The 12,643-nt window shown below is 63.2% G+C and carries 16 protein-coding genes; 6 read left to right on the top strand and 10 right to left on the bottom strand.

Annotated features, from left to right (window positions below; genetic code table 11):
* The first annotated feature begins 61 nt into the window (after nt 1-61).
* Together ltaE and H597_RS0124075 are read left to right on the top strand one after the other, a co-directional pair.
* On the top strand, nt 62-1,057 hold the full coding sequence (gene ltaE, locus H597_RS0124080; RefSeq protein WP_028104354.1) for a low-specificity L-threonine aldolase: 996 nt from the start codon (nt 62-64) through the stop codon (nt 1,055-1,057).
* Nucleotides 1,057-1,740, top strand: a complete 684-nt coding sequence (locus tag H597_RS0124075; protein ID WP_028104353.1) for an RNA pseudouridine synthase — start codon at nt 1,057-1,059, stop codon at nt 1,738-1,740. Before ltaE ends, H597_RS0124075 begins: the two co-directional genes overlap by 1 nt.
* A 117-nt stretch (nt 1,741-1,857) precedes the next feature.
* Here the strand turns inward: H597_RS0124075 and H597_RS0124070 are convergent, their stop codons facing one another.
* Nucleotides 1,858-2,085, bottom strand: a complete 228-nt coding sequence (locus H597_RS0124070; protein WP_028104352.1) for a DUF2798 domain-containing protein — start codon at nt 2,083-2,085, stop codon at nt 1,858-1,860.
* Nucleotides 2,086-2,183: 98 nt separating this feature from the next.
* Here H597_RS0124070 and H597_RS0124065 point away from each other — a divergent pair, with 98 nt between their 5' ends.
* The 3 genes from H597_RS0124065 to H597_RS32325 are packed head-to-tail and all read left to right on the top strand — an operon-like array spanning nt 2,184 to nt 4,067.
* Nucleotides 2,184-3,083: a LysR family transcriptional regulator gene (locus H597_RS0124065; protein WP_028104351.1), complete on the top strand. Its 900-nt coding sequence runs from the start codon at nt 2,184-2,186 to the stop codon at nt 3,081-3,083.
* Between the two features lie 14 nt (nt 3,084-3,097).
* Nucleotides 3,098-3,724, top strand: a complete 627-nt coding sequence (locus H597_RS0124060) for a hypothetical protein (RefSeq protein WP_154668264.1) — start codon at nt 3,098-3,100, stop codon at nt 3,722-3,724.
* Nucleotides 3,725-3,776: 52 nt separating this feature from the next.
* Nucleotides 3,777-4,067 carry a hypothetical protein gene (locus H597_RS32325; RefSeq protein ID WP_051294098.1) on the top strand — a complete coding sequence of 97 codons (291 nt, stop codon included), beginning with the start codon at nt 3,777-3,779 and terminating at the stop codon, nt 4,065-4,067.
* Here the strand turns inward: H597_RS32325 and H597_RS0124050 are convergent.
* Entirely contained in the window at nt 4,051-4,857 is an 807-nt protein-coding gene (locus H597_RS0124050; RefSeq protein WP_028104349.1) for a class I SAM-dependent methyltransferase, read from the bottom strand. The two genes, H597_RS32325 and H597_RS0124050, sit on opposite strands and share 17 nt — an antisense overlap.
* Nucleotides 4,858-5,094: 237 nt before the next feature.
* Here H597_RS0124050 and H597_RS0124045 point away from each other — a divergent pair, with 237 nt between their 5' ends.
* On the top strand, nt 5,095-5,358 hold the full coding sequence (locus H597_RS0124045; RefSeq protein WP_154668263.1) for a hypothetical protein: 264 nt from the start codon (nt 5,095-5,097) through the stop codon (nt 5,356-5,358).
* On the opposite strand, the gene H597_RS0124040 is transcribed toward H597_RS0124045, so the two are convergent.
* From H597_RS0124040 to H597_RS0124005, 8 genes are all read right to left on the bottom strand, one after another.
* Nucleotides 5,355-6,344 (bottom strand): Csu type fimbrial protein, encoded by a 990-nt coding sequence (locus H597_RS0124040; RefSeq protein ID WP_051294070.1) that lies wholly within the window; start codon nt 6,342-6,344, stop codon nt 5,355-5,357. The two genes, H597_RS0124045 and H597_RS0124040, sit on opposite strands and share 4 nt — an antisense overlap.
* The gene (locus tag H597_RS32320) at nt 6,341-8,620 is read right to left on the bottom strand and encodes a fimbria/pilus outer membrane usher protein (protein WP_051294069.1); all 2,280 of its coding nucleotides are present in this window, start codon (nt 8,618-8,620) and stop codon (nt 6,341-6,343) included. Before H597_RS32320 ends, H597_RS0124040 begins: the two co-directional genes overlap by 4 nt.
* Nucleotides 8,617-9,327: a fimbrial biogenesis chaperone gene (locus H597_RS0124030; RefSeq protein WP_028104347.1), complete on the bottom strand. Its 711-nt coding sequence runs from the start codon at nt 9,325-9,327 to the stop codon at nt 8,617-8,619. Before H597_RS0124030 ends, H597_RS32320 begins: the two co-directional genes overlap by 4 nt.
* Nucleotides 9,328-9,825, bottom strand: coding sequence for a Csu type fimbrial protein (locus tag H597_RS0124025; RefSeq protein WP_051294068.1), 498 nt, complete (start codon nt 9,823-9,825; stop codon nt 9,328-9,330).
* 229 nt (nt 9,826-10,054) lie between these two features.
* Entirely contained in the window at nt 10,055-10,570 is a 516-nt protein-coding gene (locus tag H597_RS0124020; RefSeq protein ID WP_028104345.1) for an RDD family protein, read from the bottom strand.
* Nucleotides 10,557-11,399 (bottom strand): DUF3106 domain-containing protein, encoded by an 843-nt coding sequence (locus tag H597_RS32315; RefSeq protein WP_083941259.1) that lies wholly within the window; start codon nt 11,397-11,399, stop codon nt 10,557-10,559. Before H597_RS32315 ends, H597_RS0124020 begins: the two co-directional genes overlap by 14 nt.
* Nucleotides 11,400-11,401: 2 nt before the next feature.
* Nucleotides 11,402-11,812, bottom strand: coding sequence for a DUF3619 family protein (locus H597_RS0124010; protein WP_028104344.1), 411 nt, complete (start codon nt 11,810-11,812; stop codon nt 11,402-11,404).
* Nucleotides 11,809-12,378 carry an RNA polymerase sigma factor gene (locus tag H597_RS0124005; protein ID WP_028104343.1) on the bottom strand — a complete coding sequence of 190 codons (570 nt, stop codon included), beginning with the start codon at nt 12,376-12,378 and terminating at the stop codon, nt 11,809-11,811. Before H597_RS0124005 ends, H597_RS0124010 begins: the two co-directional genes overlap by 4 nt.
* Between the last annotated feature and the right edge of the window lie 265 nt (nt 12,379-12,643).

Genomic DNA, 12,643 nt, shown 5'->3' with positions numbered 1-12,643 from the left:
CTATCCCGCCGGCGCTGGCGCGGGTTCGCCCGCAGCCAACGACGGCGAGCGCTGGATCGACCTGCGCAGCGATACCGTTACGCACCCAGGCCTGGAAATGCGCGAAGCCATGTTCGCCGCGCAGGTTGGCGACGACGTCTACGGCGACGACCCCACGGTCAACGCATTGCAGGCGTATGCCGCGGAGCTCTTTGGCTACGAAGCCGCCCTGTTCGCGCCAAGCGGCACGCAAACCAACCTGATTGCCCTGCTGGCCCATTGCGGCAGGGGAGACGAATACCTGGTCGGCCAGGAAGCGCACACTTACAAATACGAAGGCGGGGGCGCAGCGGTCCTGGGCAGTATCCAGCCGCAGCCGATCGTCAACCAGGCGGATGGCAGCATCGCCCTGCACGACATCGAAGCCGCCATCAAGCCAGACGACTTCCACTTCGCCCGCACCAGGCTCCTGGCGCTGGAGAACACCATCGGCGGCAAGGTGCTGCCGCAGCAATACGTGCAACAGGCGACCAGCCTGGCGCATGCGCGCGGCCTGGCCACCCACCTCGACGGCGCCCGCATCTGCAATGCCGCCGTAAGGCAAGGCAGCTCCCTGAAAGACGCGGTGAAAGGGTTTGACAGCGTCTCGGTCTGCCTGAGCAAAGGCCTCGGCGCACCGGTCGGCTCCATCCTGTGCGGCAGCCGTGAGCTGATCGAACAAGGCAAGCGCTGGCGCAAAATGCTGGGCGGCGGCATGCGCCAGGCCGGCGTAATTGCCGCCGCGGGCCTGTATGCCCTGCAGAATAACGTGCAGCGCCTGGCCGAAGACCACGCCAATGCCAGCTGGCTGGCCAACGAATTGTCGAAAATCGGCGTGCTGCAAGTGAGCGTGCCGCAAACGAACATCCTGTTTGTCGCCATGCCGCGCGAAGCCTGCGACGGCCTGAATGCCGCGCTGGCAGCCGAACGCATACGTGTTTCGATGGCCCCGAACCTGCGCCTCGTAACCCACCTGGACGTATCGCGCGCCGACCTGGAACATGTCGCCGCCGTATTCGCCCACTACTTCAAGCAATAATGAATAACGAAGACAACACCACCCGCCTCGCCAAACGCGTAGCGGATATGGTTCCGTGCTCGCGCCGTGAAGCGGAAAACTATATCGAAGGCGCCTACGTCACGGTCGACGGCGAGATCGTCGAAGAGCCGGGTGCCCGCGTCGCACCGGAACAGCAGGTCGCGCTCGCGCCCGATGCAACTCTGCTCGATATTGCGCCAGTCACCATCCTGCTCAACAAGCCTGCCGGCGCCGACCCGCTGGCCTGCCTGCTGCCTGAAGCGCGCAGCAAGGAGGCCCAACGCATCCGCTTCCTCAGGCGCCACCTGCGCAACCTGACCGCCTGCCTGGCGCTGGACAAGCAAGCCAGCGGCCTGTTCGTCTTCACGCAGGACTTTCGCGTGGCGCGCAAGCTGGTGGACGAGGGGGCAACGGTCGAACAGGAACTGATCGTCGACGTAGAAGGCGAGATCGCCGACAACGGCCTGACGCTGCTCAATCAAGGGGCCGGAAAAGTCAGCTGGCAGAACGAAAACCGCCTGCGCTTCGCCATCAAGCCGCCGAAACCGGCGCTGGTCGTCAAACTGTGCGCCGACGTCGGGCTGAAAGCGACCGCCGTCAAGCGCCAGCGCATCGGCCGCATCTCCATGTCCGGCCTGCAAACGGGCGAATGGCGCTACCTGCAAGGCTACGAGCGCTTCTAACGTAAGGCCAACACGACCAACAGGGCCAACAGCCCAGTCCGTGGCAACCTTGGGGTCAGGCTCTTTGATTGCCAAATTTGGCAATCAAAGAGCCTGACCCCAAGGTTGCCACGGACGCTAGCGTAGGGCGGCGGCGAGGCGCTGCGTGACGCGTTGCACTGTCGGCGCGATCAGCATCACGGCGATGAAGGCTGCCGGCCAGGCGGCCAGGAATGCGCGCCCCCAGCGCGCCGTATATTCAGGGTGGAAGCCGATATTCAGCCAGGTGATCCAGCCGCTCATGATGACCGTCATCATGAACGACATCAGGGCCGCAAAAATCATCCGGGTACGCAGGTCAGGCATGGCTTTCTCCAGCAAAGTGGTTGATGGCTCAAGCGTAGTCAATTGCGCTGGAGTACACTAGAGACGTAATTTCAATCTCTAATTCCAAAAATGGAATCATGCTTGACGACCTTGCCCTGTTTATCGCCATCGTCGAAGCCGGTAGCCTGAATGCCGCGGCGGCGAAGGAAGGCTTGCCTACCGCCACCGTCACCCGCCGCCTGCAGAAGCTGGAGTCGGCGCTGGGCTATCGTCTCCTGCACCGCAGTGCGCGCCGTACCCAGCCCACCGCGGAGGGCTTGCAGTATTACGAGCAATGCCGCCCGCTGGTGCAGTCGCTGCGCCAGGCCACGCTGCGGCTCGATGCCACGCTGGGCGCCATCGAGGGCACCATCCGCGTGCTGGCGCCGGTGAATTTTGCCAGCGAGATCCTGGCCCCGGCATGGGCCAGTTTCCTTGATCAATACCCGAAGGTGAAGCTGGAACTTGATTTGTCCAACGAGGTCCAGGATCTGGTGGGCAGCGGCGCCGACCTGGCGATCCGGATTGGTGCGATGGCCGATTCCACGCTCACGCAGCGCAAGCTGGGGAACGTGCGGCTGGTGCTGGCTGCGTCGCCGGCCTATCTGGCACGGCACGGCGTGCCGCGCAATGCGGTGGAGCTGGCTGGCCATTCCACCATCGCCACGCTGCCGCTGCGCGAATGGCATTTGCAGGATCCCGTCAGCGGTGCGCAGTCCGTGCTGCATCCCGACCCGAGGGTGCGCGTGAACGAAGTCCGCCTGGCGGTGATGATGGCGGAAGCTGGCCTTGGTATCGTCCTGGCGCCGGAACTGCAATGCCACGCCAGTCTTGAGGCGGGGGCGCTGGTGCGGCTGCTGCCGGGCTGGACGTCGCGCGAGCGCAGCGTCTATGCGGTCTGGTCGCAGCAGCGCTACCTGCCGGCGCGGGTGCGTGCCTTGCTCGAACACTTGGCGGCTTTCACGGCCCAACATCCTTTATTGATCGGAGATATATGATGCGTGGCTGTGTCTTGCTGATGTTGCTGGCGTTGACGTCATGGCGCGCCTTCGCTGCGGATACCGGCTGTCCGGCCAAGGATGGCCTGGAGGCATGGTCCCCTTCCTGCTTTACGGTTAAGGGGAATGTACGATCGCTCAAGCCGCAATACCTGCGCAAGCTCAAATTCAAGAAATCCGGCAAGGCGGTTCTTTTGATCGAAGATCCGCGCGAAGTGCTGGCGCTTGACCGGCGCGGGCGCGTGGTCGTGCCGGGCATTTACCACACCGGAGATTTCGACTACCCGTCCGCGCGGCGTGGCGTGGGCCGTTTCGCCGAAAACGGCAGGTGCGGCTATTTCCAATCCGGCTCATTCAAGATTCTTGTGCCGGCAGAATATGATCAATGCCAGACGTTTTTCCAGAACGGGGCACTCTCCTGTAAAGAGTGCCTACGCTATTGCACTAAGATGGATTGCCAGGACTCCAGGCTGGTTGGCGGGCAAGGATTTTGGTTCGATGCCCGGGGGCGCTTATTGAAAAGCTTCTCCTTGCCCGTCCTGGACCAGGTATGCAGCCATGGTATCGAGAAGCTGATAGAGGAGGGACAATATCGCTTCCTGAGGTGCAAACTCGGCCCGAACGATCCGTTCCAGATGTGATCGAAGCCCGGCGATTTTCAGGCAAGGACAAAGGCTTGCTATGATTGGCGGTATGGACAACGATTTCTGCCTTGTGCGGCGCTGCCTGATTCCCGCCGATGCGTTCATCCTGTGCGGTTGCCTGCGGGCGGCGGGGCTGAATGCCACGGTCATGGACGACCAGCATATGCAGGCGGCCCTTCTGCTGGCACCGGCCATAGGCGGGGCGCGGGTGATGGTGCCTGCGGCGGAGCTGCCGCAGGCGCTGGAAGTGCTCGATGCATTCGAGCGCGGCGAACTGGCGCTGGACGATGACGCCGATGTGGGAGGCGCCCGCGTCTATGAGTTCACGCCTCGCAAGTAAATACGATCGCCTGCATACCGCCTTCGATGGCGCCGCTGCCGTACTTTTCCGTCAGCGCCGCAATCGCGGCATCGGTGGCTTCCTGCAGGCGAGCGGGGTCGCGCGCCTCGATATCGGCCCGCAAGGGAGAACCCTGGCATAGCGCCGTCGCGGTCAAGGCCGCGGAATCGGCGCGGCTGGTGGCCTTTACCACTTCATGCGTGACGCCGCTGCTCCAGCCGCCGCGCTTGAGTTCATCGAGTATCACGTCGACATCGTGCCAGCCGTAGGGCACCCGTGCCAGGAAGCGCGGCGGGTCGTCGGGGAATACCTTTGCCAGCGCGTGGTTGATGGTGGCCGAAAAATCATTGTGGCTGATGCCGCCCCACACGCTAAAGTAATAACGGCCGCCCGGTTTCAGCACGCGGCGCGCCTCGCTAAAGCCGCGCGCCTTATCGGGGAAGAACATGATCCCGAATTGGCAGATCACGGCGTCGAAGCTGGCATCGGGAAAAGGCAGTTGCTGGCCGTCGGCTTCGCGCCATTCCACGTGCGGTGAATGGACCGCTTTGCGCGCCTGTTCCAGCATGGCCGAATTAAGGTCGGTGGCGAGGATGTGGGCGCCCGGGATTTCCTGAATGAGCCGGCGCGTTACGGCGCCGGTACCGGCGGCGATTTCCAGCACTCGCTGCGGTTTGTTCCGCGCCGCGCGGCGCGCCATGTCAATGGCATAAGGGGCGAAGAGAAGCGGCACCATGGCGCGCTCGTACGTCTCGGGGATTGACCCGGTGAAGCTGCTGTCCTTGTTCATGGTTTCCTCCTGTGTCCAATCCAGTATAGGCGCACCTGCAGCGGCGCGTTAGCTGCGTTGCAAGTTTGCTCCGCAACGTTGGCGGCACGCTACCGTTGCCCGAATGCCTGTGATTATTCGTGAGAATTTGGCGCCAGCCATGGTACTATTGTTCTCGCAGGAAATTACCCTAGACAACGATCAACTCGCGGGCCGAAGGCGATGCCTTCCAAACCAGTCCGCGCCGAACGTAAAGCCATGAAATCCGTATTCACCTTGATGTGTTGTGTTGCTGTTGCCGCGTTTGCGCCTGCCAGCCAGGCGGCGGGGCGCTCCGCGTCCATGCAGGTTTCCTTGACCATTGTCGAGTCTTGCAATGTGGAAGTGACTGCGCGCCAGCAAAGCGTGCAATGCGCATACGCCGCTCCTTACGCCATCAGCAAAGCGGCCCCCCAGGCTGCGCAGCCGCAATCCAGTGCGGATTCGAATGGCGACAGCAAGGTCGTCACGATCACTTTCTAAAAAATTACGGTAGCAGTCACGGTATCCTGGTAGTCTCCCGGCGTCGGCGTTGTCTGCGCCGGCACCATCCCATAGATCGTCACGCTGGTTGCGGCACCGGTTCCCGTGCCGGAGTACTTTGTGCTTGCTCCGCTGCCATCCCCCCAGATCGCGCCGTCCAGCGTTTGCGAAAGATTGTAGCTGATGCGCTCCGTACCGCTGGCCGGCTTCATCCTGCGCGCGGCGACATTATTGGCGACGCTGCCGCCGTTCAGCGTGATCTGGTAGTCATTGTTTTTCGTGCAGCGCACCGATAACGAGCCGGTCGCGCGCTTCGGTCCGTTGAGGATTCCCGTGGATCCAAAATTCACCGGCGTTGCCGCAATCGTGCAATCGTTGATGACCGTGGCGCTGGCCTGGAACGTGAAACTGCTGCTTCCGCCGGTGGTGCAGGCTGGCTGCACCAGGTTGTAAAAGGCGTAATTGATGGTCGCGTAGCCGGTGAAGCTGGAACTGTACACCGTGCTGTTGTTGCCGCTGGTGGGCACGCTGGCGAGGCTGGCCCCGGCAGGTATCTTGCCGTACACGGTGAACGACTGGTTGATGGTGCCGCCGGTCACCAGGTTGGTGGTCGTCAAGACAGTGGTCAGCGGCGTCGGCGTGGACGGCGTGCCGGGCCCGCCGAAGATGGACGCCGCCGCATAACTGGTGTCGCGGTACAGGTTATATTGCAGGATCGTGCCAAGCGTGCGTGGCGTGGTGCCGCTTGAGTTGCTGCCCGTTCCCAGGTTGACGCACACCACTGCGTTGGGAAACAGCAGCAAAAAGGGGAATGTGGGGGAAAACAGCGTCCAGGTACAGCTGATCGTGCCGGTCGCACTGGCGTAGATATCGCTGCCGGTGATGGGGCTGACTGAGCCGAAGCTGACATTGTTCAGCGTTGCGCTGCAGGTATCGGCTTGCGCGCTGCCTGCGGCGCACAGCATGATGGCCAGCCAGCGCTTCATGGTGGCCCCGCGGTGCGCGCGCAGGGCAGGGGGCCTATTCTCGTGATGGGCTTGTCCTGCATGGGGCGGTAGTGGAAGCTGGCGCGGCACAAGGTTTCGCCGTTCCCGGCCTCGATGCGGTTTTCGTCGCGCAAGCCGTCAATAAAGACAACGCCGTCGTATCCCACGATGGTGGTGGCGCCGCTTTCGATATGCCGTACGGGCGTACCCGGCGGCAGAAAGCTTCCCGCCGCATCGGTCAACACGATGCTGGCTGCCTGGTAGCGCGACATCGGGAAGCGCAGCAGCAAGCCGCTCAAGCTGCGCGGCGCCACCGTTGCTTCGGAATTGCCGACATTGACGTCGGCCGCAATCTGGGTGACATCCAGCGCGATGCGGTTTCCCGCATAGGGGCTGAGGTTGGGCACCAGCAGGTAGCCGCCGCTGTCCGTCCTGCCCAGCATGCGGTTTTCATGCATGACGGTGACGCCTTCCAGTCCGGTCGAGACCAGCGCAAAACCGGCGCCGACCGACCGTGCGGCGGCCAGGGTGCCATCCATCCCGACGATCGCACCGGCCAGTTCCAGCGCCATATTGTCCGCCTGCCCGCTGCGTTGAAAGATGGCGCTGGCTTGCCCATAGCGGCCCAGGTATTGCACCTGCGCCTGGCGATACGTGGTGTTGCCGATCCCTCCTTGCTGCAGGGACCATCCGGCGCCGCCATCGAAATCCGGCGGGCGCACCAGGCTGAATGCGCGCTGGCGCGTGCCGTTCTGGCGGCCGGCGCTGACGCTTGCCGAAGTGCGTTCGCCAAAACTGGTGGACAGGCTGAAAGACAAGGCCTTGTTGCCGCGCTCTTTGTAGTCCTTGAAACCGGACACGGTGAGGAACAGGCTGCGCCAGAGGTAGCTGGACCAGGAGAGGGAAGCGATACGCGCCGGCCGTGCCTGGGGCGTGTCGTAAGCGATATAGCTGGCCGATGCGCTGCTGCCTGCGCCAAGCGCCACGGTCAGCGACGCCCGGTCGGTGCGGCGCGGCGGCAGGGCGCCATCGATCCGGGCCAGGTCGCGCAATGTCGCTGTTGCGCGCAGGGTTTGCAGGTCGACGCTGAAGCGGCGGCTGAGGTACTGGTAGCCAAGCCCGCCTTGCCTGCCGCCCCCATTGCTGGCCGCCATGCTGGCATTCAGCACGCCGGCCCCCCCCAGGGCCAGCAGCGCGCTGCCGCCCGACAGCGTGGTGCCGGGGCCCGCCTCCGCGTGCCCCTCCAGCGTCAGGCTATTGTTCAAGCCATACCGGACCGAGGCACTGGCCAAAGGCGGGCTGCGATAGGAAAAAGAGCGGTTGGCATACGCGCGGCGCATGAACCCTGCTTCCAGCGCATACTCGCTCAATCCCGCGGACAGCATGCGGGTGTCGACATAGAGCGGCACGTCGAGCACGCTGCTGCGGCCCAATTCGTCGCGCGTGACGACGGTGGCCTGGCCGGCCCCGCTGAAACCGGCCACGCGGTTGACCACATACGGCCCGGCCGGCACATTGGCGCCAAATTGCTGGATGCCGTTGATATAGACGCTCAGGGCGGAGGGCACCACGGCGCTGCCGGCAACGGCCGCCATCGGATAGGTCAGCAGGTCCGGCCGCAAGTCGAAACTCTTGCGCCACTGGATGCCGCCGATACGCACCGGGCGGCTCCAGGGCAGGGCTGCCGTGATGGCGTCGCCCAGCTTCAGCGACTCCAGCGTGCCGGGATCGGACCAGCTCCAGGATGTTTCGTAGCGCATATACTTGCGCGCCTGCTTGCCTGCGCTGAGCAGACCGGTGCTGCTGAACACGCCCAGCTCATTGAAGAATCGCAGTTCGTTGAACGCAAGCAGGGAGCGCTGCGGACGCAGCTGGCCAACCGCGTCGTAGTTCAAGACGAATCCCGGCGTGGCGCGCTGCTGCGGCGGCGCGGCGCCGGGGCGCGCGTTGAGCCGCACAGGCTCGCGCAGCGCGTCATCCAGGCGCAAGGCGACACTCTGGCGTGCGCGGTCGTATTGATAATGCAGGCCGGGCAAACTGGATAATTCAACATCTTCTTCGTCGCCGCGCAGGCCGAAGATGCGCAGGTCAAGCCCGAGCAGGCGCAGGTTGGCCGCCGTCGTACGCAGACCGCGCGGGCTTTCGCGAAAGCGCAGCACCTGTCCGGTTGCTTCACCGTTCAAGCTCACCTCCAGGAACAGATCGGCCTGCGCGGCGGCGGACGCGGCATGCAGGACCGCTGCCAAGCCCAATAAGGCGTTGGCGCAGGGGTTCACCGAGCGGCCCGCACCGCGATGGATTGCGGCTTGCCGTTGACTTGCGCGTCGATCCGCACGTCCGCGGCCAGCGGCGTTTCGGGCGGCAGCGGCAGTAGCCACTCGCGTGTGCGTCCTGGCAGCACATAGCCGAACAGGCCTTTGCTGATTTCATGCTCGGCCCCCGCGGGTGCGACGAATTTCACGCTGCCTATCTGGGCGTGCATGCCGCCGCTATTGGCGATGGCAAGCATCCAGCCTGGTTCGCGGCGGAACAGGCGCCATTCCAGCTGCGCGGGGCCGGGCTCGCGCTCCGGCAGCATGAATAGTGGAATCGAATAGCGCAAGCGGAAGTCGACTCCGCCAGCCTGCGCTTGCCCTTCGCGCGTGATTTCATCGATCAACAGACGGTAGGTCTGCTCCGCCGGCGCCGATGCGCCCAGGCGGATCACCCTGATCAATTGGGTTTCACCTGGCGCGACCTGCACCAGGGGCGGGCTGGCGGCGACCTCCTGGGCTGGTTCCAGCACGTCTTCGCTGCCGCGCTGGTCCCACTTGAATACGCGCACCTGGCCGTACACCGGCTCTTCGCCGGCATTGCGCAGATGAAGGACGGTAGCCGTCTGCTCGCCGCGCAGGACCAGGGAAACCGGCGAAATCTGCAAACTGGCCGCGACAGCGCTGCCAGAGGCGATCAAGGCCAGGAGAAACGGCGCCAGGTATTCCATTCAGAAATAGACCGTCGCTGTGATGGTCGAACGGTAGGTATCCGGAATCGGCGTGGATTGCGCCGGCACCTGCCCGTACACGGTCAACGATTGCGCCGCGCCGTTGCCAACCCCGCCCACGGTGTTGGTGCCCTGGGTATCGCCCCAAAGCGTGGCGCCGGCCGTCTGGAACAGGTTGAAGGAGATGGTGGCTGTGTTGCCGCCCGTGCCCGCCATGAAACGGGTGGTCCCCGAAGAGCCGCTGCCGGTGCCTGCATTCAGACCGACGTTGTATGGCGTAGTGTTGGTGCAGGTGACGCTGAGCGAAGTATTCACATTGACCGCTGCGCTCAGCACGCCTTGCGTCTGGCCGAAATCCAGCGGCGAAGCCGCGATGACGCAATTGGCGACAATTTTCATCGACACGTCGAACGTGGCGGTGCCGGTACCGTTGCTGTAGGTTGCCGCATGGATGGGGGTGAAGCTGTCCAGGACAAGGATGATGCCGGCGACGCTCATCTTTACACGCAACATGATTCCTCCAGAATTGGGGATCGTCACGGTTGATACGGCGGTTTCAGGGGCGCACGAACCAGGACCAGGGCATAAATCGCGTGCTGCCAGTCTCGTTTTGGGAAGGCAGTACGGAATCGAGTATATCTAAGTGGCAAATGGCCCGGTTTTGCTGGAGGCGGTGGGGGCTTTGCTGGCGGCGGGAATCGCCAAAATGCTACACAAGTGCAGTTTTTCAGGCTGCTTTTTGCTGGTTTTTTTCCGGCTTTGGCAGCTGCACCAGGCGCGTGCCGGCGATGCGGTCATGCAGGAACTGGCGGTCCTTGTCGAGGAAGGCGGTCAACGACCAGAGCAGGGCGCTGGCCAGCAGGGTGTACAGTTTGTGCTTATTGCTGAGGTCGCCGTAGTAAGCCACCAGGATGCCGGGCAATATCCATAACCAGCAAAGGAGATAGCGCAGCGCGGCGGTGCGGATCGGCAGGTGCTGCCTCCCGGGCTGCTCCAGCCTGATGCGCCAGGTTTGCATGGCCAGGGTCTGGCCCTTGCGTGTCCATTGGTGGATGAAGTAGGCGCCGAGGATCAGGAAGGCCAGGAATTGCCGCATATGCTCGGCCAGCGGGGTATGGCTGGCTTTGGCGGCGATTTCAAATACAAAGAAAGGCAGGAACAGCACGGCAAACGCCAGCAGGATTTCATAAACCATCGAAATCAGGCGGCGCTTGACGGTCGGCACAGCGTTATTTGATTGCATTCGGAGCGGTGGTTGGCGTGCCGGACGCGGCAGGTGGAACCGCGCTACCGGTCGCATCGGCGCTCGCGGCCGGTGCCGGGGCGGCGGCCGGCGCCGCAGGAGCTGCGGCAGGGGCGGTCGCTACGGCCGGAGCGGCAGTGCCAGCGCTTTGCGCGCTGCCCGGCGGTACGACAGCCGGCGCCCCTTGCGGCAGGCCGATCGGCGCTGGCGGCACCGTGCCGGGCGGGACGGTACCCGGCGCTGGCACGAGTCCGTGGCCCTGGGCCTTGACGGGCGCCGGGGTTTTCACGGCGCTCTGGGCCAGGCTAGGCGTCTTGGCGACCTGGTTTTTCTTGTTGGCAGCCGCTTCGGCCAAGGCCTTTTTGGCTTCTTCCGGCAAATTCTGGTACTGCTCCCACTCGGCGGCACGCTGACCGGCCGGCGGGGCTTTCTTTTGTGCGCGGGCAAAGTTCTCGCGCACGGCCTTGCGTTCGGCCGGGCTCAGCGACACCCATTCGCGCATGCGTTCCTGCACGCGCGCCTTTTCGTCGGGGCTCATTTTCGCCAGACGGTTGCTGATGGAAATCCATTTCTGCTTACGCACCGGCCCCAGCTCTTCCCAGGTCGCCTCGAGCGGCGCCAGGGCTTGCTGTTCGGCTGGTTTCAGGTCGGACCAGTGCGGCTTTTCACCGACCGGTTTATCGGAAACATCTGCGGTAGCCGAGGCCGATGGAGCCGGCGCGGGCGGTGAAGCAGGACGGCTCACCACCCAGACGACGGCAGCGATCGCCACGCCAAGCAGCGCGATTGCTCCAGCAAGCCATTTTTTGCTACCACTAACACTCGCCATACTTATTGCTCGCGAGTTTCCAGGTAGGCACCAAAGCCCTGGTCAAGGTAGGCGGACAGCGGCAGTTCGTCGGACAGCACGGCGGCGTCCATTTCCGCCAGTTCCTGGACAGTCTGCTGCTGTTCGTACTGGTACACGCCGACCATGCCTCCCATCGCCAGCAGCAGCGGCAGGGCCACGCTGACGCGGTTGAACCAGGCGAACTGGTTGGCAAAGAAGCCGCTGGCGCCACCTGCCAGGGCAGCGGCGGTGCGGGTCACGCGCACGCGCGCCGGGGCATCGGCTTTCTTGCGCGCCAGCGCAGCCATGCGGGCTGCGGCCAGGCGATCTGTCGTCGAGGCAGGCAGATCGTCGAGCTTTTCATTGAGCGCGCGCCGCACGCTGTATGCAAAGTTGGTGTCTTCGGTGTTCATAACTTAATTCCCTTGGCTTTGAGCGATTCAGCGAGAGTGTGAGTTGCTCGTGAGCAATGCGTTTTGACGCTTCCTTCGGAACATCCCATCGCTTCGGCAGTTTCCGCCACGTCCATATCCTGCCAGTAACGCATGAGGAAGGCTTCTCGTTGACGCGCAGGCAGTTTTTGCACTTCATCTTCAATAAGTTGCAAGATTTGTGCCCGTTCCACCTGGTCTGCACTGGACTCGGCCGCCTGGGAACCCTGCTCAGCCTCGTAGGATTCCAGTATATCAAAGTCCTCATGCTCTTCCTGGCCGGGGCCCAGGCCTGAAAACAGGCTGACCCAGGTGTTGCGGACTTTTTCTCGGCGGAAATAATCAAGTATGGTGGTCTGCAGGATGCGCTGGAACAGGGCCGGCAATTCTGCCGCCGGCTTGTCGCCGTATTTCTCGGCCAGTTTGATCATGGCATCCTGGACGATGTCCAGCGCGGATTCATCCTTGCGAACGGCGTATACCGCTTGTTTGAAGGCGCGGCGCTCGACGCTCTCGAGGAAATCCGATAATTCTTTGTCTGTGGCCATGCGTCGAAAAAGAGGGCTGCGCTATGCGTTTGTCTGAACAATCCGGCATTCTAACAAAAAAAGCAGAATATGCTTGACCGAAATGGTGCAACGCAGTAACGTTAGGGACGCTTTGCACACCGCGAAGCTCCCCGGTAGTTCAGGACAGGCACACAAAGCCGTTCGGAAAAACCAGCTTTCTATTGTCAGCAGTTTGCTCTAACCCGTGCCACAAGCGCGAGAGGTAGGCAGGAACCGCTGCAAAACTCCGGCCAAACGAGTTGCG

The organism is Pseudoduganella violaceinigra DSM 15887 (assembly GCF_000425385.1).
GTDB classification, from domain to species: Bacteria; Pseudomonadota; Gammaproteobacteria; order Burkholderiales; family Burkholderiaceae_D; genus Rugamonas; species Rugamonas violaceinigra.
Note: the sequence above shows the minus strand (reverse complement) of the source record. Positions and strands in the feature narration are given on the sequence as shown.